Raw genomic sequence first — 20959 nt, forward strand, 5'->3', positions numbered from 1 at the left:
TAAATTTTAATATGCACGTGCAAATAATACCCTTTGGGTAGATGGCTTACCAGAGTAAATACAAACTCCTTCTTCCAGCTTGTTATCTAACGGGATACATCTAATAGTGGCTTTGGTTTCTTCTTTAATTTTTTGCTCAGTCTCAGGTGTTCCATCCCAATGTGCAGCAATAAATCCAGCTTTTCCATCAAGCAATTCTTTAAACTCATCGTAAGAATTGGCATCAGTAGTATGCTCAGTCCTATAGTCAAAAGCTTTGTTGTAGATATTTTGCTGAATCTCTTCCAAAAGCTGAGCAATATGAATTTCAAGTCCTTCCTGAATTACAGTCTGTTTCTCTCTGGTATCTCTTCTTGCGAGCTCCACAGTGCCGTTTTCCATATCTCGGCCACCAATAGCCAGGCGAATTGGCACCCCTTTAAGCTCATATTCAGCGAACTTAAAGCCCGGACGCTGCGTATCACGGTCGTCATATTTTACAGAAATCCCTAAACGTTTCAGTTTTGGCATTAATTCATCAACAAATGTCGAGATCTTAGTTAACTCCTCCTCGCCTTTGTAAATAGGAACAATAACCACCTGTATTGGAGCTAATTTTGGAGGAAGCACTAAACCAGCATCATCACTATGTGCCATAATCAATGCACCAATTAAACGTGTAGAAACACCCCATGAGCTTGCCCAAACGTGCTCTATCTTACCTTCCTTGTTGGTGAATTTTACATCGAAGGCTTTAGCAAAGTTCTGTCCAAGGAAGTGAGAAGTTCCAGCTTGTAATGCCTTTCCATCCTGCATTAATGCCTCAATGCAAAACGTATCTAAGGCTCCTGCAAAACGCTCATTTGGCGTTTTCACACCTTTTACGACTGGCAAACCCATCCAGTTTTCGGCAAAATCTGCATAAACATCAAGCATTTTTCTTGTTTCTTCAATTGCCTCCTCAGAAGTTGCGTGAGCGGTGTGTCCTTCCTGCCATAAAAACTCTGTAGTACGCAAGAACAAACGGGTACGCATTTCCCAACGCACGACATTTGCCCATTGATTTATCAACAGAGGAAGATCTCTATAAGATTGAATCCATCCTCTATAAGTATTCCAAATGATGGTTTCAGAGGTTGGTCTAACAATCAATTCTTCTTCCAATTTGGCTGTTTCATCAACAATAATGTTCCCATTTCCATCATTTTTCAGACGATAATGTGTCACAACGGCACATTCTGTTGCAAAACCTTCAACATGCGAGGCTTCCTTTGAAAAATATGACTTTGGTATGAATAACGGGAAATAAGCATTACTGTGTCCTGTATCTTTAAATTTTTGGTCTAAAATAGCCTGCATCTTCTCCCAAATGGAGTATCCATAAGGTTTTATCACCATACATCCCTTAACGGATGAGTGTTCTGCCAGGTCAGCTTTTATAACAATGTCGTTATACCACTGGGAATAATCTTCGTTTTTACTTGTAATGCCTTTGCTCATAGCTGAATGGAACGTTTTTTGTGTTAAATGACTTGTATTGTAGACTACAAATTTATAAATTTATACCTACAAAAAAATTGCAACACACAAACAACACATATACTTATGAAACCTAACCATTTATTCACAGGAATGCTCGTCTTAGCAGCCATAGCTGTTACGTCTTGCTCTGCGCCAAGGCTTGCGCAGCAAAGTGCCAATACAGATGATGACGTTTATAGCAGTACGGTGAAGGCAAAGGTTTATACCCCCGCTCCTCGACAAGTACAGCAACCTCAATACGACGATCAGCAATATGCTGATGAACAATATGATGAGAGTGATTATTACGGAACAAGTGATCCGTATTATGATCAGGACTACTCATCTCGTATAAACAGATTTTATTACTCAAGTCCTTTCAGAACGTACTACGATCCATATTATTATTCTGGATGGTATTCTTCTGGTTCTTTGGACTTTGGATACAGCCCATTCTACAACAGTTACTGGAATTCTCCTTATGGGGGCTGGGGATTTGCAAGCTCTCCTTTCTGGGGCTACAACAACTTTGGCTGGAATAACTACTACTACGGTGGTGGCTATTACGGAGGAGGCCTTTGGGGTGGTGGCTTATGGGGCGGCGGATTGTATGGCGGTGGCTATTACACCGGCAGAACTACCAACGTACCTGATTACAGGGCCAGACCAGGTATAGGCAGAGAAAACGGCGTTGGAGTGAACCGCAGATATGCCAGACCGGCAACCAGAGTGGATGCCGATGGTAATATTATACCTAACAGGGCCAGACCTTCCAGAACCAATCCTGATGGAACGGTTTCAACAAGACCAGGCAGAGTACCGTCTAATGGCCAGGCTACCAGACCTTCTCGTGGCGAAGCAACAAGACCTACACGTACTGAAACCGTAAGACCTACAAGAGAAAGCGCTCCGGCCCGTCAGCCAGAAAGCAGACCTAGCTACAGCCCTCCTGCAAGAGAAAGCAGTGGTGGTGGAAGAAGCAGTGGAGGTAGCAGCGGCGGCGGTGGTGGTGGCGGCAGATCATCAAGATCAGGAAGAGGATAACTTAAAGTGCCCTGCATCATGCAGGGTGCACTTAAAATCTATTATTAAGATACATGAAAAAACTGATACTATCTCTGGTGGCTACAGTAGCCATCTCAGGAACAACATACGCCCAGATTTACTCGCCTGATGCTTTAAAATTCTCTCAGACCAATTATGGTAGTACCTCCAGATTTAAAAGTATGGGTGGCGCACAAATTGGGGTTGGTGGAGATATGAGCTCAATTGGCGGTAACCCGGCAGGACTAGGAATGTTCACTAAATCTGAATTTAGTTTAACTCCGGAATTCAATAATTTCTCTGGAAATGCAAACTTTCTGAACCAAAACACAAAATCCACAAAAGACAACATAAACCTTAACCATATTGGTGTGGTTCTTTTTAGCCCCACCATTAGAATGAAGGGACAAGACACTCAACGCGGGGTGGTAAGTAGTGTATTCGGAATTGCCTATAACAGAAACAATGATTTTAGTGCAAATTTCAAATACGGCGGAACAAACCCAAGTAATTCAATTATAGATTTTTTCGCTGATGAAGCCAATGCAAACGGCATACCCAATGGCTCTGTGCAAAAAGACGCTTATGATGGTTACATCTTAGAACAAGATGATGATGGTTATTTTGCACCCATTAATGGATCTAACACTCAAAAGAAAAGTGAAGTAAGATCCGGTTCAACATCTGAGCTTACCGCATCTGGAGCTATTAATATCTCCAATCAGGTGTATATTGGAGCCAGTGTATCATTGGTTAATGTTCGTTATATCAACGACAGTGAGTTTACTGAATCAGGAACAATGACCGACAACTCACAGTATAGCCTATCTTATAGACAAAATCAGGAATCAAAAGGATCAGGATATAATGCCCGTTTAGGGATAATTGTTAGACCGGTTGAAAACTTTAGAATTGGGGCAACCTTACAATCTCCTTCATGGATGCTTATAGAAGACAATACCTCTATAGTTTTAGACTCTAAAATTGTGGGTGGTGCTAATGCAGGAAGTCTCAATGGTGCTGTACAAAACTATCCATTCAATTACCGTGTCAGAACACCTTTAAAAGGATCTTTGGGCGCCAGTTATGTAATTGCAGGTAAAGCTTTGATCTCTGCCGATGTGGATTATGTAGATTACAGTACTATTCGTTTCTCAACCGATCAGGGACTTGATCCGGAAAGGATTGTAGCCGAAAACAACTCGGTAAGAGACAATTACAAACAAGCCGTTAACTACAGAGTTGGTGCAGAATATAAAATAGACAATGCATTTAGCTTAAGAGGTGGTTACGGTGTTAATGGAACCGCAATACAAGGCGATGATAAAGGTCATTTCTCTACCCAGTTTTATTCTGGCGGACTTGGTTATCGCATCAACAACTATTACGTTGATGTTGCTTACCAACGTACAGAAACCAACACAGAGCTGTCTCCTTATTTACTTGGTACAGACGACAATCCTTTAGAACCGGTTGCTGATATTAAAACTTCAAGAAACAATGTATTTTTAACCTTTGGATTGAGGTTTTAAAAGTTAGTACGATTATACTCTCTAGAGAGCACGATTGTCACGATCTCATAGAATGCACCCGTCATCCTGAATTAATTTCAGGATGACGATTATACCCTATAAAATAAACGACTTTCTAACGACTATTCTCTATTAAAACGCTGTTTTTACCCTCAATACTGTCGTATATCAATCTTTTTCATACGAAACTAGATCACTCCAAATAACGAGCCCCCCTTCTCACCTAGTCTATTTACTTTTTCTTCTATTTCAGGCACTTTCAATAACTCAGGCGCATGGTGCGGTTTTTTACGTGCATCAATTATTACAGGACCTTTACACCCCCAGTGTTTATCATCAATAAACGCTGAAATACCATGAATATCAGTTGCCGGATTGCTGCGCGTAAAGGTTACCCATACCAAATTGTTTATATTCTGAGCAGTAAATTCAGCATCATCACAAAGCACAATTAGAGGTATACCACTTAAATCTTTACCTTTTAGAGCCTCTTCTAATAGAGCCACCTCGCCTTTTGCCGCCTTAGCTGTCGTATAAACCGGAAGCTGCAAAGTTATTACGCCGGGAATAGCAAGCTTAACAGAACTAAAACCAGAAGGCATTACAAAACCTTCGGTAAGTTCAGTAGCAAGCACTCTCTTTTTCTCTCCTGCCGCAGCAAACACTACTTTCGATCCACTGTTTAACCCCTCGCCACTATAATCTAAAGTATCAATGGTTGTTTTGGTATGGAAATGCAGATCTCTTGTAAGGTCAATACGTTCCAATACATGCTGTATAAAACCAGAAAGATCATGCGTATCTAACTGTTCATTATCTTCCCTGGCAGCTATAAACAAGTATTTCGCTAAACTTAACTGATTCTTACCAAGAATATGGTTTGCAATAGTTAAAATTTCCTGAGGTCTTCTTTCCTTAAGATATGGTGTATAACGCTCACTTCCGATGGCAAATAACAAAGGGTGTACCCCTGCTGCATCAACAGCGTTTACTTCTTTTAATCCATGTATTTCTTTCGGCAAGGCCGATCCTGCAATCTCATGAATCAATGCACCAAAACTGGTATCTTCCTGAGGGGGTCTGCCTACCACGGTAAACGACCATATTGCATCGTTCCGGTGATAAACATTATGCACCTTCATTAATGGAAAAGGATGGGTAAGACTATAGTAACCTAAGTGGTCACCAAATGGTCCCTCGGGCTTATTCTCTTGCGGATAAACAGTACCTGTTATTACAAAATCAGCATCTGCTGAAATGCAGAATCCTTCATCATCATAAAAGTACCTGAACCTCCTGTTACCTAAGGCTCCTGCAAAAGTCATTTCCGAAAGGCCTTCGGGCAAAGGCATTACCGCAGCCAAAGGATGAGAAGGTGGGCCACCAACAAAAATACTCACCTTTAAAGGCAGTCCTTTTGCATTGGCTTTAGATTGATGAACACCTATACCCCTATGTATCTGATAATGTAATCCAATTTCTTTATTGGTCTCGTAATCATTACCCGCCAGCTGTATTCTATACATACCCAGATTTGCATTTAACACACCCGGTTTATCGATATCTTCTGTATAAACCTGAGGCATGGTAACAAAAGGACCTCCATCCATAGGCCAGTTCACAATCTGGGGTAACTCACTGATGGTAGTTTTACTAAAATTAGCTTTAAACAGACTTTGCTTTAAGGGAAGTGCTGTTAATGCTGTAAAAGCGATACCAGGCAATTTAAAAGGATTTTTTAGCGCTTTAACCGGGTCTGAACGAAGATTCACAAGCTGTTCAACCTTAGGCAAGCTATCGCGAAACATAAACTTGGAACGTTCTAATGTTCCAAACAAATTAGAAACAGCAGGAAATTTACTTCCTTTAACTTTCTCGAAGTACAACGCCGGTCCTTGTTGCTCATACACCCTCAGGTGTATTGCAGCCATTTCAAGGTAAGGATCAACCTCTTCTTTTATCCTAATTAAATGCCCATGCTTTTCAAGATCGGCAACACAGTCTGCTAAACTTTTATATCCCATTACATGCCAAAGATATTAAAGAACTTGATATTTAAAGGTATCGCTATGCTATGATACAAATCGTGATCTCGACGGTAGGAGAGATCTCTTGGTTATACCAGTTTGCTTCTTAGCTACTGTGCGTTTTCAAGGGATTTCTCCTATCGTCAAGATGACAACAGCCTTAAATACAGCTTTTACAAGCTGCCATTAGTAATTTGCAAATACTTATTTCTTGCCTGCAAATGAACGAAGCATCCAGGTATTTTTTTCTTTGAACTGCATAAACCTGTTTACCATATCATTAGATCCGTCATCGCCGGCTTTATCTGTAGCTTCGAGGAGTTCGCGTTCTATTTCAATTAGTTTAGCCATATCGTCAAGAACAGCATCAACCATATCCAGATCCTTTAACCCTATGGTATCAATTTCTTTTATTGCAGATTCTTTAATATAGTCGGCAAAACGACTATGAGGTGGTTTTCCAAGCGTTAAAACACGCTCAGCAATCTCATCAATTGTAAGTTGCGCGTTGGTATATAATTCTTCAAACTTTATGTGCAGTGTAAAAAAATTCTGCCCCTTAATGTTCCAGTGACATCCTCTTAATTTCTGGTAATGAACGTGGTAGTTTGCTAAATAATCGTTAAGCATATCTACAACGGGTTTTACTTTCTTTTCATTTAAACTGATTTCTTTTGCGTCCATAGTATTTATTTTTTTTATTTTGTCGCCCTTGCAGGAATTGAAAATATAACAATACCTAATTAAAATGGTTTGAAAAATGTTCTTAAACATACAATAGTAAATCATAAGCAACGTTTATACTATCAATTCAGGGGTTATTTTTATTATTCGTATAATTGCGAAATTACTTTATCAGAAAATTAATGTATAAATATTATATAGTATCATTCTTTGCCGTACTTCTTAGTTTTTCAGCTGCCAAAGCAAACACCAGAGATTCAATTGGGGTTGAAAATTACAATGGTAAAAAATTGATCGTCCATAAGATTGTCGCAAAAGACACCTACTATTCATTAGGAAGAAGATATAACGTTGTTCCTAAGTATATTATGACTTTTAATGACAACAAGTACCTTCAAATTGGTGTAATCATTAAAGTACCAACCAACATCCCATTTAACGAAAATCCGGCTGCTACTGCAAGCACTAAAGAGACCACAACGCCAGCAGTTACTGGCACCCCCACTGAGGGCAATCTGATAGAGCATGCCGTTCAGAAAAAAGAAAACCTTAATATGCTTGCCGAAAAATACGGCACTACTGTAAACGAAATCAAAAGGGTTAATAACCTACGTACTATAAACTTACAAATTGGTCAGATATTAAAAATCCCTGCTACAAAATCTCCGGATGGAACACCATTGACAACTGTAGATCCTGAAAAGATCAATACCCCGCCGGTTCCAAATACACAAAAGGATCCTGTGGCCATTGTGGTTAAAAAAGACAGCATAAAACCTCAACTGCCAATACAAAAACCTACAACAGTTAAGCCAGATACTTCAAAGCCCGACACTTCAAAGCCAGATTCAACGAAACCGGATTCTGCAAAACAAGATAACGGCCCATTATTGATTCATACAGTTGCATCAAACGAGACCATGTATTCTATCGCAACACGTTACAAGTTAACAATGGATCAGTTAAAGGCTAAAAATAACCTGACAGACAACTCATTAACTGTTGGTCAGAAATTATGGATCAGTGGTCAGTATCCGGTTACCCCGCCACAGCCTGAACACCCTGTTGATACCCTAAACTCCATCAAAGATCCATCATTAAAATATGCAGCAAGCAGATATGGCTTAAACCAGATCGATGAAAAAGGTACTGCCGTATGGATTTCTGATACTGATCTTGACCCTACTAAGATGTTGGTTTTGCACCGCACAGCTCCAATTGGCACCGTAATGAAAATTACCAACCCAATGAGCAACAGGTCAACCTTTGCAAAGGTTGTTGGTAAATTTTCTGAAAATGAGTCTACAAAAGATGTTATAATTGTAATGACTAAAGCAGTTGCTGATGCGCTGGGAGCTTTAGACAAAAGATTTTATTGCAATTTAACATACGGCGGACAAGAGAATGAACAATAATAAGCCCTTTATTATCGGTATTGCAGGTGGTAGTGGATCCGGTAAAACCTTCTTTTTGAATTGTTTCCTACATCATTTCAAAAATGATGAAGTAACATTAGTTTCACAGGATGATTATTACATCCCGGCTGGTGAAATGACTCAGGAAGAAAACAAATTATACAACTTTGATTTACCATCGACCATAGATGATCAGCAATTTCTGCTTGATATTAAAAAACTCTTAAAAGGAGAAGTTGTTTATAAGAAGGAATATAACTTCAATAATCCATTAGCAATAACCAAAATACTGGAAATTAATCCTGCTCCTATTATCATTGTTGAGGGGCTTTTTATCCTACATTTTAAAGAAATTGCTGCCCTTCTGGATCACAGAATTTTTGTTGAGGCAGAAGAATCTGTGGCATTAGACCGCAGAATTAAACGCGATGGTATGGAACGCGGATACCCTGAAGAAGATGTGGTTTACAAATGGCTCAATCACGTGGTTCCTGCTTACAAAGAGTTCTTACTACCTTACAAAGGTGAGTGTGATCAGGTTATTATAAACAATCATGACACACCTGATGATATCATTAAAATAACCGAAGAGATCTCAGTAGATCTGAAGGTAAAATATTGCAAGCATAAACAGGCCGAATAAGCCTGTTTATGCTTAGAATTAATCCAATATCATTTCAGGCGCCTTATCATCAGCAAAGAGTTTGCCAGCAGTGGCTTGTTTGATGTAATCAACACTCACTCCCGGAGCCCTTTCTACTAATCTAAATCCACCTTCAGGTAATATATCCAATACAGCTAGTTCTGTTACCACTTTTCTTATGCAGTTTACTCCTGTAAGGGGTAAAGAACATTTTGGCAATAGTTTACTTTCACCGGCTTTATTTACGTGTTGCATGGCAACAATAATATTCTTTGCAGAAGCCACAAGATCCATTGCCCCTCCCATCCCTTTTACCATTTTACCCGGTATTTTCCAGTTGGCAATATCACCATTTTCTGATACCTCCATGGCTCCTAATATCGTCAGGTCAATTTTTTGGCTTCTGATCATTCCAAAACTCATTGCCGAATCAAATATCGATGATCCGGGTAAGGTAGTAATGGTCTGTTTGCCGGCATTAATTAAATCGGCATCCTCTTCTCCTTCAAAAGGAAAAGGCCCCATACCCAACAAACCGTTTTCAGATTGAAGCACCACATTAATTCCTTGGGGGATAAAATTAGCCACCAACGTAGGGATACCAATTCCTAAATTCACATAGTAACCGTCTTTTATTTCTTTTGCGATACGTTTCGCAATACCATTCTTATCGAGCATATCAATATATTATAGAATTAATTTCTTGGTCTAACCGTACGTTGTTCTATTCTTTTCTCGTAGTTAGCGCCCTGAAAAATACGGTGCACATAAACACCGGGAGTATGTATATGATCCGGATCGAGCACCCCGGGTTCCACAAGTTCTTCCACCTCGGCAATGGTAATTTTTCCCGCCATAGCCATTACGGGGTTAAAATTGCGGCTGGTAGATCTGAAGATCAGGTTCCCTGCAGTATCACCTTTCCAGGCTTTTACTAAGGCAAAATCAGCATCAAAAGCGTACTCCATCAGGTAATCTTTACCGTTAAAATTTCTGGTCTCCTTACCTTCGGCAACCTCGGTACCCACACCTGCAGGAGTAAAAACAGCCGGCATACCATATCCCGCCGCCATGCATCTTGTAGCCAAAGTACCTTGAGGAATCAGCTCTACTTCCAACTCACCACTTAACAACTGACGCTCAAATTCGGCGTTTTCCCCTACATAAGATGAGATCATCTTTTTAACCTGATGCTGCTGCAACATCAAGCCAATACCAAAATCATCCACTCCTGCATTATTTGATATACAGGTTAGTTCTTTAACCCCTTTTCTTACCAGAGCGGCAATGCAATTTTCGGGTATTCCACACAAACCAAAGCCTCCAAGCATTAAAGTACTACCGTTTTTTATGTCACTGATGGCTTCATCAGCACCTGCTACGACTTTGTTTATCATACTAAAAGTTTTGTTACTAAATTATATTATAAATTGTGTTAGAACCAAACTATTTCGCTATTTCTATAATTTTATCATCACTACCATTACTACTTCCAATATACACCTTGCCATCGGGGCTCACACATATAGCCCTTAACCGCCCATAATCATTTACAAGGTAATCTTTACTGGTTTCTACCTTATCACCGGCTGCATCGAGTTTTAGCTGAGTTAATTTAGAAGCCTTTAAGCTAACCAGTAATAAAGAGTTTTTCCATTCAGGGATAAGATCAGCGCTATAATAAGTTAAGCCACTGGTGGCTATTGTAGGTGTCCATGCTTGAATAGGCTCTACCACATTATGGGCAGTACAAAATGTTTTTTCAGCATCTTTGTCGCAATAACCCTCAACCTCTGGCCAGCCATAATTTCGTCCTTTTTGAATGATGTTAACCTCGTCATCGTTATTAGGGCCATGCTCAGATTCGTATAATTTTCCCTTAGCCAGCACCAAACCTTGCGGGTTTCTATGTCCCAGGCTCCATACGCGACTACCCGCAACCGGGTTGTCGGCAGGTACAGACCCGTCAAGGTTTACCCTAAGTATTTTGCCCGACAAAGAATTCATGTTTTGTGCATTATCAGCCTCACTTGCATCGCCAGTAGTGATCAGAAGTTTCTTATCCGCTGTAATCAGCAACCTGGAGCCATTATGTATAGACGCAGCCGGAATCTGATCAAGAATAACCAGAGGCGAATTCAGGGTGCCGTTTGAGTAAGTAAATCGAACTACTTTTCCCTTATAACTTGAGCCGTAATCATAAACGACATAAACCCATGGGTTGGCTTCAAAGTCAGGATTTAGGGTCATACCCAGCAAACCACCTTCACCTTTTGATACCACTTCAGCAATAGTATGAAGCGCCGTTACAGCACCTGTTTCCGGATTTATTCTGCTAATTTTTCCTGAACGTTCGGTAATCCACAATTGCTGATCAGGCCCATAAACAACCTCCCATACATGTGATAGACCTGTGGCTAAAACTTTGGTTTTAATATTAGCATCACCCGGATTCTGTGAGTCTCCTGATTTGTTTTTCTTACAAGAAGAAACGCTCATAAAGAGCGCGAACAAACTTATAATTAATACCTTCATAGGATGTCTTTTTCTCATACAACATCCTAAATGTAAATAAGTTTATCTAATTGAAATAAACATAAGTGATGCCATCGCCACCTCTATCTGCATGTTCATCTTCTACCCTGTTTACCTGACTATATTTCTTTAAATATTCGCGAATCAGTTTCCTTAAAATGCCATCCCCTTTTCCGTGGATGATCTTTACAAATGGAAAGCCAAGCATGATCGATTTATCAAGATATTTTTCTACTTCATGCAAGGCATTTTCGCCACGCATACCACGCAGATCAAGCTCAGCGGTAAAACTCGATATCGCTTCTGAAATACTGCCGGTAAATGAGTTATTCTGAACTGCTTTTTTAGCCTGTTTGTTGCTGATTTTCTGAACACGGTTTTTCTTCAGTACAGAACGAAGATCGCCCAATGCAACCACCAGGTTATCACGGTTTATCTCAAGCACCTGTCCTATAGTTTCGCTATTGTTTAGCTGTACCCAGTCGCCCACTTCAATAGGTGTATTACTTATCACCGGTACTTCAGGCTTTTTCTCTTCCTTTACATGATTCTGCACCAAAACCTTTTGGAGGTTTTGCCTCAGTTCTTTGGTTACTACCTTATCTGCCTTGCTTTCTTTGATCTCTGCAATTGTATTCTCAACCAGTTTATTGGCATTCCTAATAATCGCCTGAGCTTCGAGCTTAGCTTCTTTAATCAGTACTTTCTTGTTCTCATCCAGAAACAGTTTAAGTTTCTCATTTTCAGCAACAAGGTTTTTCACCTTATTCTGTTGATTGGAAAGATTCACTTTTGTATCGTAGATCTGTTTCTTTTCACGTTCCAAATCAACCAGCAAGCTATCTATCCTGTTTTGATTGGTACCGGTTTTAGCCCTGGCAAGTTCCAGCACTTCTTTTTGCAAACCAATGTTCTGTGCAATCTCAAAAGCATAGGAACTTCCCGGTTTACCAATTTCCAGTACATACATTGGCTTCATCTTGTCGTTATCAAACAACATGGAAGCATTTTCCAGGCCCGGGGTATTACCAGCAAAAAGCTTTAAATTAGAGTAGTGAGTAGTAATTACCCCTCTTACTTTTTTATTGTTCAACACCTCCAAAACAGCCTCGGCCATAGGTCCCCCAAACTGAGGATCGGTACCAGTTCCAAACTCATCAATTAAAACCAGCGATTTCGGCGTAGCATGGGCAACAAAATACCTCATTTTAGTAAGGTGAGCACTGTAAGTACTCAAATCACTTTCTATAGACTGATCATCGCCGATATCAGCAAATATCTGATCAAATATACCCACCTCACTAGATTCATGAACTGGAATCAATAGTCCTGATTGTACCATTAGCTGTAACAGACCTACAGTTTTCATACAAACAGACTTACCCCCGGCATTGGGCCCTGATACGAGTACAATCCTCATGTTCTCATTAATATGAAAATTTAAAGGAACAACAGTTTTCTTATCCTCTTTAAACGAAAGGTACAGTAAAGGGTGGCATGCATTAACCAACTTAGTCTTGGCTTCTTTTATTAGAACCGGCATATCGGCCTCAACATCTATAGCGAACAGCGCTTTTGCACGTACAAAATCTAATTTAGTAAGGAAACCATGGTATGACAATAATAATGGCGTATATGGTCTCAGATCGTTTGTGAGCGCTATTAAGATCTTTATAATTTCCCTGCGCTTATCAAATTCCAGGTCCCTAAGCTTATTATTTAATGAAAATACCTCTTCTGGTTCTATGTATACCGTTTGTCCGCTGGCCGATTCGTCATGAATAAAACCTTTCAGTTTCCTTTTATTTTCGGCAAGTACCGGTATACACATTCTGCCGTCACGTATGGTTAAACTACCATCAGCAACCCAATTGTTACTAATGGCCTGCTTATAAATAGAGTCCATTCTCTTCCTTACGTCCTGTTCTGCTTTTGCTATCTCTCCAATTATATTTTGAAGTGCAACCGAAGCATTTGGCTTTATCTTTCCTTTCGGATCCAGTACAGATTCTATGCGTTTAAGTATATTCTTTTCGACAGGAAGATGCTCAAACAGTGCCTCCAGATTAGGGTACACTTCCTTTCTTTCATCAAAAAACCTCAGTACAGAAAATACAGTTTGTAAAGAGGCATACATTTGATGCAACTCATCCTCTACAAGGTAAGTGCCCTCCACTCTGATCTTATCGGCCAGAGACTTTATGTCGAAAAATGTACTGATTTGCAGTGGCTCCTGGTTCTCGAGGATACTTTTAAACTCATTTGTTTGTCTCAGAAACTTATTGATCTGATCAAACTTGGTCATCACCTGCATTTTGCCCACCATTTGCTGCCCCATAGGGCTCAGACAGTGTGCGTAAATAAGTTGTTTTACCTCATTAAACCCCAAACGCTCTAAACAATTCTCCGGATATAACATTCCTATTTCTATCTTATTTTTTATTAATAGTCTTCTTTAATAATTCTCTCGCCTTTATAGAGTCCGTCCTCTTTTTCCTAATGGCCTTCCTTAAAACAGCTTTTGCTTTCTTGGTTGAATCCGCTTTTTTAATAGAATCAGCCTTTTTAACTGCAATAACTTTCTTTAAAGAGTCGGCCTTAAATTTAGCTCGTTGTGGTGCGGTAACCTTCTTCAAAGAATCTGCACGCTTCACAGAATCAACCTTCATCTTTGCTTTAAGAATTTTAGCAGCCTTGGCTTGTACTAATGAATCAGCCTTTACCAAAACGTTCTTTTGCTTGGTTAATCCCTTGGTTACCTTATCATAGATGCCATCTAATACTTTTGGATGCTGACTATAGTAAGCCATGCTCTTGCCATAAAGGGCAGAATCTATCTCGTATCTTTTATAAATGCCATTATAATAAGCCGCAGCCATAGTTTTTGACGTATCGATATTAGGTATGGTGGTGATGTAAGCATCCACAATATGAATGTCGTGCAACACCAGAGCCATTTTATCGGGCTGAATAATATCGGAAGGAATACCTGGCTTACAGCCTGCAACGAATAAAAAAAGGAAGGCTGTATATATAAAGTTCTTCATTATGGGCTAAAACATCATTATTTCTTAGACAAAGTTCGCTAAGGTTCTTATTTTTACCAAAAATACTGATAAATGAGTATAGCAGATAACTTATTAGAATATAAAAGCGAATTAGATAAGACGCAGGTTGAGTTAATAGCCGTATCTAAATACCAGGAGCCCGCCGCAATTATGGAAGCCTACAATGCCGGGCAACGCGTTTTTGGCGAGAACATAGTTCAGGAACTGGTTGATAAACAAGCACAATTGCCTAAAGATATTGAGTGGCACCTTATTGGTCATCTGCAAACCAACAAGGTAAAATACATTGCCCCTTTCGTACAACTAATCCACTCGGTTGATAGTCTGAAGCTGTTAATTGAAATAAATAAACAAGCCGCAAAAAATAAGCGGGTAATAGACTGTTTACTTCAAATTTATATTGCCGATGAAGACACCAAATTTGGTCTTGGTTTTGATGAGGCAATTGAACTGCTGAGGTCCGAAGAATTTGCTACACTTAAAAATGTACGTATTGCAGGTTTAATGGGAATTGCAAGTAACAACGCCACAGAAAAACAGACTCTTGATGAATTCATGGAGTTAAAAGTACTTTTTGATGGCATTAAAGTTAGCTTTTTTAGAAAAGATGACTACTTTAAGGAAGTATCTATGGGGATGTCTGGCGATTATAAATTAGCCATTGAAGCAGGTAGCACAATGGTAAGAGTTGGCAGCAGTATTTTTGGTAAAAGGAAGATTAAACATTACAAAACAGAATGAGCATTACAATAAGAGTCGCCGAGCGAGAAGATTGTCCGAGATTATTGGAATTAATTAATGAACTGGCTCTTTATGAAAAAGCGCCAGAAGAAGTAACCGTAACCATAGAAGAATTTATGGATGCCGGTTTTGGCGAAAACAAAGTATGGAAAGCTTTTGTTGCTGAGGATAACAATAAAATTATTGGCTTTGCCTTATATTATACCCGTTACTCGACCTGGAAAGGTTGCCGCTTATACCTGGAAGATTTCATTGTAACTGAAGAATACAGAGGAAAAGGCGCAGGCAAGCTCCTTTTTGAAACGGTTATACAGGAAGCAAAAGATAAAAACTACAATGGTATGGTTTGGCAGGTGCTGGACTGGAATGAGCCGGCAATTAATTTTTACAAAAAGTACGCTGCTGACATAGAAGCAGGATGGTTAAATGCATCCTTCTCGAAGGAACAAATCTCGAAGTAATATGAAAAAATTAGGATTATTTATTATCGCCATAGGTTTTATAGCTTGTCAGAGTGAGAATAAATCAAGCAATACCACCGACACTACAAGTGCCGTAACCACAGGCGACTCATTAACTTTTAAATACGATTCAGTAAAAGTTTATAGCAAGACCCCAGTATCTGTAAATAAAAATGTAACTGATACCTCTAAGGCAGTTATTTCATATCCTTTATTTAATGATGAAAAAGTAAACAAGTTTGTTGAAAGCAAAATAAAACTAACAGCAGATTCTGGCAAAAATTACAAAACATATCATGAATATGCTACCGATTTTATAAAAGGTTATGACGACTTTAAAAAGTCTGAAAAGGATTACCCACAAACCTGGTTCTTAGATATCAATGCTAAGGTTGTGAAACAAAAACCAGGCTACTTGTCGCTGCTAAACACTTATGTAAATTATTCGGGCGGCGCACACCCTAACAGTGTATTCATCTACCTGAACTATAATCTGGCTACGCACCAGGAAATCCTTTTAGATTCCTTAATTCAACCAGGTTCCCTGGCAAAACTTACTGCCGTGGCCGAAAAGATATTCAGAAAAAATGAAAAGCTTAGCGCTACCGCGAGCTTAAAAGACGGCTATTTCTTTGATAAAGATACGTTTAAACTGAATGACAACTTCACCGTTACTGATGAAGGCTTAAAGTTTCTTTATAATCCTTACGAAATCAAAGCTTATGCATATGGAACAACAGAACTGGTTATCCCCTTCAGTGAGCTTAAAGAAATTGCTAAACCTAATTCATTACTTAGTCCCGCAAATTAATGGAGGTATACAAATTTGGAGGTGCATCAGTTAAAGATGCCGAAGGGGTAAGAAATCTGGCCAACATCATTAAAGAACGCAATCAACAAAACAACCTGTTAATTGTGATCTCTGCAATGGGCAAGGTTACCAATAAACTTGAGGATTTAACAAAAGCTTATTTAACAGGTCTTGAGGATACCCATCAGATATTTGAAGAAGTAAAACAATTCCATTTCAATATCATCAGCGAGTTATTTCCGGATCACAGCAACCCGGTGTATAACGATGTGGCAAACTCATTTGTAGAAATAGATTGGTTAATAGAAGAAGAGCCAGACGACGCAGCTGATTACATTTACGATCAAATCGTTTCCATCGGGGAAATCGTCTCGACCAAAATAGCTGCAGCTTATTTAAACGAAACAGGTTGCAATGTACAATGGGTTGATGCCCGCAATTTTATCCACACAGATAACAATTACCGAGAAGCACAGGTAAATTGGGAAAAAACAGAGCAGGAAATACAGAAAAAACTTGGCCCTGTTTTAGAGCAGTATATTGCAGTAACACAGGGATTTATTGGCAGCACAAGCGAAAACTTTACCACCACTCTTGGTAGAGATGGATCTGATTATTCGGCAGCAATATTTGCTTCTTGCCTAAATGCGACTTCCTTAACCATTTGGAAAGACGTACCAGGAGTTTTAAACGCCGATCCTAAATGGTTTGATGAAACGGAAAGAATTCCACGTTTATCTTATCATGATGCAATTGAACTGGCCTATTATGGCGCAACTATTATTCACCCAAAAACAATAAAGCCAATTCAGAACAAGAACATCCCTTTATTTGTTCGTTCTTTTCTTGATCATAAGGCCGAAGGCACAGACATTACAGGAGAAAACAATCACCTGCCGGTCCCATCCTTTATATTTAAAGTAAACCAGGCGCTGATCTCTATTTTCCCTAAAGATTTCTCTTTCATCATAGAAGAAAACCTAAGTGATATTTTTAGCCTGTTCCATAAACACAAGGTAAAAATTACCACCATGCTGAATTCTGCAATCAGTTTTTCGGTAAGTTTTGATCATGATCCTAATAAGCTGGAAGGGTTGATTGCAGATCTTTCGCAGCACTATAAAGTTAAGTATAACACTGGCCTGGAATTGGTTACCATAAGGTACTATAACCAGCAAACTATAGATAGGGTAACTGTTAACAAAAGCATCCTACTGGAAGTTAAAAGCAGGTATACCTGTCAAATTGTAATGAGGGACAAGACAACAGTTGAATAAACAGGTTTTAGATAGCGAGGTTCAGGAGTACATTCACAATCATTTAACTGATGATGTACACAAACTCGCCATGTCTAAAAGTCCGTTTAAAGATGTTGATTCTAAAGAGCTTGCTAATCAGATTGCGGCAAAAAACAAATCGGTAAAAAAATTACCTACCTGGTATAAAACGGATTCCATCTATTACCCTGCCCTACTTTCTATTGAGCAATGTTCATCGGAAACCACAGCAGCCTACAAAGCAGGATTGGCTATTGGCGACAGCTTAATAGATCTTACTGGAGGCTTTGGGGTAGATAGTTATTATTTTGCGAAAACCGTTAAAAACTTAACACATTGCGAAATCAATGTCGATCTCTCTCAAATAGCTGCCCATAACGCAGCAATGTTGGGCCAACTAAACATTAAATGCTTGGCAATAGATGGCATTGCGCTGCTGGAAAAAACCGACGAAATCTTTGATACCATTTATCTGGATCCTGCAAGAAGAAGTTCGGCAGGCAAAGTTTTTATGTTAAAAGACTGCACCCCGAATGTGGTTGAACATCTGGATTTACTACTTTCCAAATCAAAACGCATCATTATTAAAACAGCACCGTTATTAGACATTACAGCTGGTTTAAAGGAGCTAGGCAATGTTTCTGAAGTTCATATTATAAGTGTAAAAAATGAGTGCAAGGAACTGTTATGGATTATTGACAGCAACAGACCTGCCCGGCAGCCAAAAATAACCTCGGTTACCCTAAATGAATCTCAAAAGGAATTCTCCTTTTTTAAAGGGGAAGAAGAAACAGGTGTTGAATGGCTCAGCGAAACTCCGTCTGGTTATCTGTATGAACCAGATACCGCACTGCTTAAAAGCGGAGCCTTTAACCTGATAGCTGCAAGGTTTCGGTTAAAAAAGCTACATCAACAAACACAGTTGTATGTTGCAGATCATGTGGATTCTTCCTTTCCTGGCAGAATTTTTAAGATCAACGGCCTCCTATCAGCCAGTGATCTTAAAAAAGAAAAGTCACTAAGGGGAAATGTAATTGCCAGAAACTATCGGGATAAAGCAGAAAACCTGGTAAAGAAGTATAACATAAAGCCTGATCACAACAAGTTTTTTATTTTTACACAAAGCGCAAACCATGATTATTTAATAATAGATGCCGAAATAGTGCAGCATTATTAAATTTTAGGTGTAGTTATTTCAGCAATTCTTTCTAAAAAATGACCAATTTAATTTAGCTTTATGTTAACGAAATAATCGTAACCAAATTTTTCCTGATCATGAAACAATTAACGCTCATTCTCTTATCTCTATTTATTTCAACTGTCGTTTTATCTCAGGATAAAAGCAAGATTAACGGCTTAATTTCCGAAGGAGTTAAACTCCACGACGCGGGTAAATTTGAAGAAGCCATTTCAAAATACAAAGAAGCATTACAATTAGATCCGGATAATTCTACCGCGAATTATGAAATTGCCTACACACTCTTTAGCAATAAATCGGCTAAAGATGCCATCCCTTATCTGAATAAGATAATTGAAGGGAATCCGTCTAATTCAGGCAGTGCATACGACATGTTAGGGAGTATTTATGATATACAGGGACAGAAAGATAAAGCCATTGAGTATTATAAACGCGGCATAAAAGCGCAGCCAGAATATCAAGGTCTATATTATAATCTTGCCATAACATACAGCCGCCTCGGCAAAAATGAGGAGGCATTACAAAATGTGACCAAAGCTTTGCGTTTAAATCCAAAACACGCAAGTAGCCATCGGTTATATGCTTTAATTAACATGGCCGAACCAAGTAACAAAATTGCTGCGCTTCTTGGCTACTGTAATTTCCTGATACTGGAAGCCACCACCCAACGCTCGACTAAAGCTTATCAGGATGTTAAATCAATTCTTAACTCAGGGATTACCAAAACAGCCGGAGTCAACAACATTACGATAAATCATAATCCCACTGAAAAGGATCCCGACCTAGGTGCAGCAAGCCTGGCCATATCAATGGCTTCGCTATCGCCCGGATTGGCTGGTTTATCGGAAGCAGATCAACTAGAACTGCAGCTTAAAACAATTTTTGGAATTACCGGAGAACTTTCTGAAAAGAAAAAAGAAAAGGATTTTTTCTGGTCTTTTTACGCTGATTATTTTTATAAACTATCTAAATCAGAGTTTATGCCGTTAATAGCGCGCATTATTAGCTTTACTTCCAATCAGGAAGAAAAGAAAAAATGGATAAAAGAACATGAACAGCTTTTAACGGATTATTCAGTTTGGGAATCTGCAACTCCGCGCAATTGAGACCTTTAATAGCGTCATCAAAAAGAAAACCCCGGAATACTTATATTCCGGGGCCTCATCACCCTCACCTATCACCTTTAATTGTGGTAGACCGCCCCCTTAAAAAAGAACATTAGCTATTCATTTTTAAGCATTTACGTAGTTAGGTGACAAATGGTTGCCGCCATCATATGGAATTACTTTGAGATGACGAAATCCTATTCAGCGGCTAATATTTTGATGTCCTTTATCTCCAGTATTGACTTAGCATATCCTTTCAAAACACTATTAATCATGGCCTGTCCAACTTCTTTTAAAGTGCTTACCTGGCCCGGCATTAGCAAGCGCAGTAAAGGATATAATGATGCTATAATTTTATAAAGCCCCTTAACATTTACCTGACCTGCGGTAGGCTTCATGAAACCCGGACGAAAATTATATATATTCCTAAATGGCAACTCCATTAAAGCATTCTCTGTTTTACCTTTTACACGTGCCCACATCACACGCCCTTTTTCGGAACTATCGGTATGACTACCGGATATATGGCTGAAAACCATCCCAGGATCAAGAAGAGCAAGCTTATTTGCAAGGTGCATCGTGGTATCATAAGTAATGTAAGTATATTCCGATTCTTTCATCCCATTTGAACTTATACCAGCGCAATAAAAACAAGCATCGTAACCGGCTAGCAGATTTTCGATGCCACCAATATTGAAAAAATCCGGCACAATGCATTCTTTTAATTTAGGATGCTTCTGACCGCGATAAGGCTTGCGCCCAATTACAAGCACCTCTTTTACCTGCGGATGCGACAGGCATTCTAATAATACTCCCTCGCCTACCATACCGGTAGCTCCTGTAAGGATCACTTTAATTTCCATTTATCCAGTTATTAGTTTTCGTGCCATACAAAGCTCAGGCTGGCTTGCATAAAA

The 20959-nt window shown here is 39.3% G+C and carries 19 protein-coding genes; 10 read left to right on the forward strand and 9 right to left on the reverse strand.

Annotation, left to right across the window (positions count from 1 at the left end; all coding sequences use genetic code 11):
• Positions 1-6 precede the first annotated feature (6 nt).
• On the reverse strand, positions 7-1479 hold the full coding sequence (proS, locus tag AC6CH7_RS05725; protein ID WP_498261782.1) for a proline--tRNA ligase: 1473 nt from the start codon (positions 1477-1479) through the stop codon (positions 7-9).
• A 105-nt stretch (positions 1480-1584) separates the two neighbouring features.
• Here proS and AC6CH7_RS05730 point away from each other — a divergent pair, with 105 nt between their 5' ends.
• Complete coding sequence (locus AC6CH7_RS05730) at positions 1585-2544, forward strand: hypothetical protein (protein WP_498261783.1); 960 nt, start codon at positions 1585-1587, stop codon at positions 2542-2544.
• A gap of 53 nt (positions 2545-2597) precedes the next feature.
• Positions 2598-4076, forward strand: a complete 1479-nt coding sequence (locus AC6CH7_RS05735) for an OmpP1/FadL family transporter (protein WP_498261784.1) — start codon at positions 2598-2600, stop codon at positions 4074-4076.
• Positions 4077-4264: 188 nt separating this feature from the next.
• Here AC6CH7_RS05735 and AC6CH7_RS05740 read toward each other — a convergent pair whose 3' ends face one another.
• Positions 4265-6100, reverse strand: a complete 1836-nt coding sequence (locus tag AC6CH7_RS05740) for a UbiD family decarboxylase (protein WP_498261785.1) — start codon at positions 6098-6100, stop codon at positions 4265-4267.
• A 207-nt stretch (positions 6101-6307) separates the two neighbouring features.
• Positions 6308-6787, reverse strand: a complete 480-nt coding sequence (locus AC6CH7_RS05745) for a Dps family protein (RefSeq protein WP_172659893.1) — start codon at positions 6785-6787, stop codon at positions 6308-6310.
• Between the two features lie 182 nt (positions 6788-6969).
• On the opposite strand from AC6CH7_RS05745, the gene AC6CH7_RS05750 reads away from it, so the two are divergent.
• Positions 6970-8202 (forward strand): LysM peptidoglycan-binding domain-containing protein, encoded by a 1233-nt coding sequence (locus tag AC6CH7_RS05750; protein WP_498261786.1) that lies wholly within the window; start codon positions 6970-6972, stop codon positions 8200-8202.
• Complete coding sequence (locus AC6CH7_RS05755; RefSeq protein ID WP_498261787.1) at positions 8192-8845, forward strand: uridine kinase family protein; 654 nt, start codon at positions 8192-8194, stop codon at positions 8843-8845. The genes AC6CH7_RS05750 and AC6CH7_RS05755 overlap by 11 nt, the downstream gene beginning before the upstream one ends.
• An 18-nt stretch (positions 8846-8863) precedes the next feature.
• On the opposite strand, the gene AC6CH7_RS05760 is transcribed toward AC6CH7_RS05755, so the two are convergent.
• Genes AC6CH7_RS05760 through AC6CH7_RS05780 form a run of 5 tightly spaced genes read right to left on the reverse strand, consistent with a single transcriptional unit; the run spans position 8864 to position 14427 of the window.
• The gene (locus AC6CH7_RS05760; protein ID WP_498261788.1) at positions 8864-9523 is read right to left on the reverse strand and encodes a 3-oxoacid CoA-transferase subunit B; all 660 of its coding nucleotides are present in this window, start codon (positions 9521-9523) and stop codon (positions 8864-8866) included.
• A 17-nt stretch (positions 9524-9540) separates the two neighbouring features.
• Positions 9541-10242, reverse strand: coding sequence for a CoA transferase subunit A (locus tag AC6CH7_RS05765; protein ID WP_498261789.1), 702 nt, complete (start codon positions 10240-10242; stop codon positions 9541-9543).
• Positions 10243-10291: 49 nt separating this feature from the next.
• Positions 10292-11380, reverse strand: a complete 1089-nt coding sequence (locus AC6CH7_RS05770; protein WP_498261790.1) for a PQQ-dependent sugar dehydrogenase — start codon at positions 11378-11380, stop codon at positions 10292-10294.
• A gap of 46 nt (positions 11381-11426) precedes the next feature.
• Positions 11427-13799, reverse strand: a complete 2373-nt coding sequence (locus tag AC6CH7_RS05775; protein ID WP_498261791.1) for an endonuclease MutS2 — start codon at positions 13797-13799, stop codon at positions 11427-11429.
• Positions 13800-13812: 13 nt separating this feature from the next.
• Complete coding sequence (locus AC6CH7_RS05780) at positions 13813-14427, reverse strand: DUF4296 domain-containing protein (RefSeq protein ID WP_498261792.1); 615 nt, start codon at positions 14425-14427, stop codon at positions 13813-13815.
• 72 nt (positions 14428-14499) lie between these two features.
• Between AC6CH7_RS05780 and AC6CH7_RS05785 the strand changes: the two genes are divergently transcribed.
• From AC6CH7_RS05785 to AC6CH7_RS05810, 6 genes are all read left to right on the forward strand, one after another.
• On the forward strand, positions 14500-15189 hold the full coding sequence (locus AC6CH7_RS05785) for a YggS family pyridoxal phosphate-dependent enzyme (RefSeq protein WP_498261793.1): 690 nt from the start codon (positions 14500-14502) through the stop codon (positions 15187-15189).
• Positions 15186-15650, forward strand: a complete 465-nt coding sequence (locus AC6CH7_RS05790; RefSeq protein WP_337716605.1) for a GNAT family N-acetyltransferase — start codon at positions 15186-15188, stop codon at positions 15648-15650. The genes AC6CH7_RS05785 and AC6CH7_RS05790 overlap by 4 nt, the downstream gene beginning before the upstream one ends.
• A 1-nt stretch (position 15651) precedes the next feature.
• The gene (locus tag AC6CH7_RS05795) at positions 15652-16461 is read left to right on the forward strand and encodes a DUF3298 and DUF4163 domain-containing protein (protein WP_498261794.1); all 810 of its coding nucleotides are present in this window, start codon (positions 15652-15654) and stop codon (positions 16459-16461) included.
• Positions 16461-17738 carry an aspartate kinase gene (locus AC6CH7_RS05800; RefSeq protein ID WP_498261795.1) on the forward strand — a complete coding sequence of 426 codons (1278 nt, stop codon included), beginning with the start codon at positions 16461-16463 and terminating at the stop codon, positions 17736-17738. Before AC6CH7_RS05795 ends, AC6CH7_RS05800 begins: the two co-directional genes overlap by 1 nt.
• Positions 17731-18915, forward strand: a complete 1185-nt coding sequence (locus AC6CH7_RS05805; protein WP_498261796.1) for a class I SAM-dependent methyltransferase — start codon at positions 17731-17733, stop codon at positions 18913-18915. Before AC6CH7_RS05800 ends, AC6CH7_RS05805 begins: the two co-directional genes overlap by 8 nt.
• Before the next feature lie 98 nt (positions 18916-19013).
• Positions 19014-20042: a tetratricopeptide repeat protein gene (locus AC6CH7_RS05810; RefSeq protein WP_498261797.1), complete on the forward strand. Its 1029-nt coding sequence runs from the start codon at positions 19014-19016 to the stop codon at positions 20040-20042.
• A 197-nt stretch (positions 20043-20239) separates the two neighbouring features.
• Here the strand turns inward: AC6CH7_RS05810 and AC6CH7_RS05815 are convergent, their stop codons facing one another.
• A complete protein-coding gene (locus tag AC6CH7_RS05815; RefSeq protein WP_498261798.1) occupies positions 20240-20905 on the reverse strand; it encodes an NAD-dependent epimerase/dehydratase family protein in 666 nt (221 codons plus the stop codon).
• Positions 20906-20959 lie beyond the last annotated feature (54 nt).

The sequence above is a fragment of the Pedobacter sp. GQ55 genome (assembly GCF_059758925.1).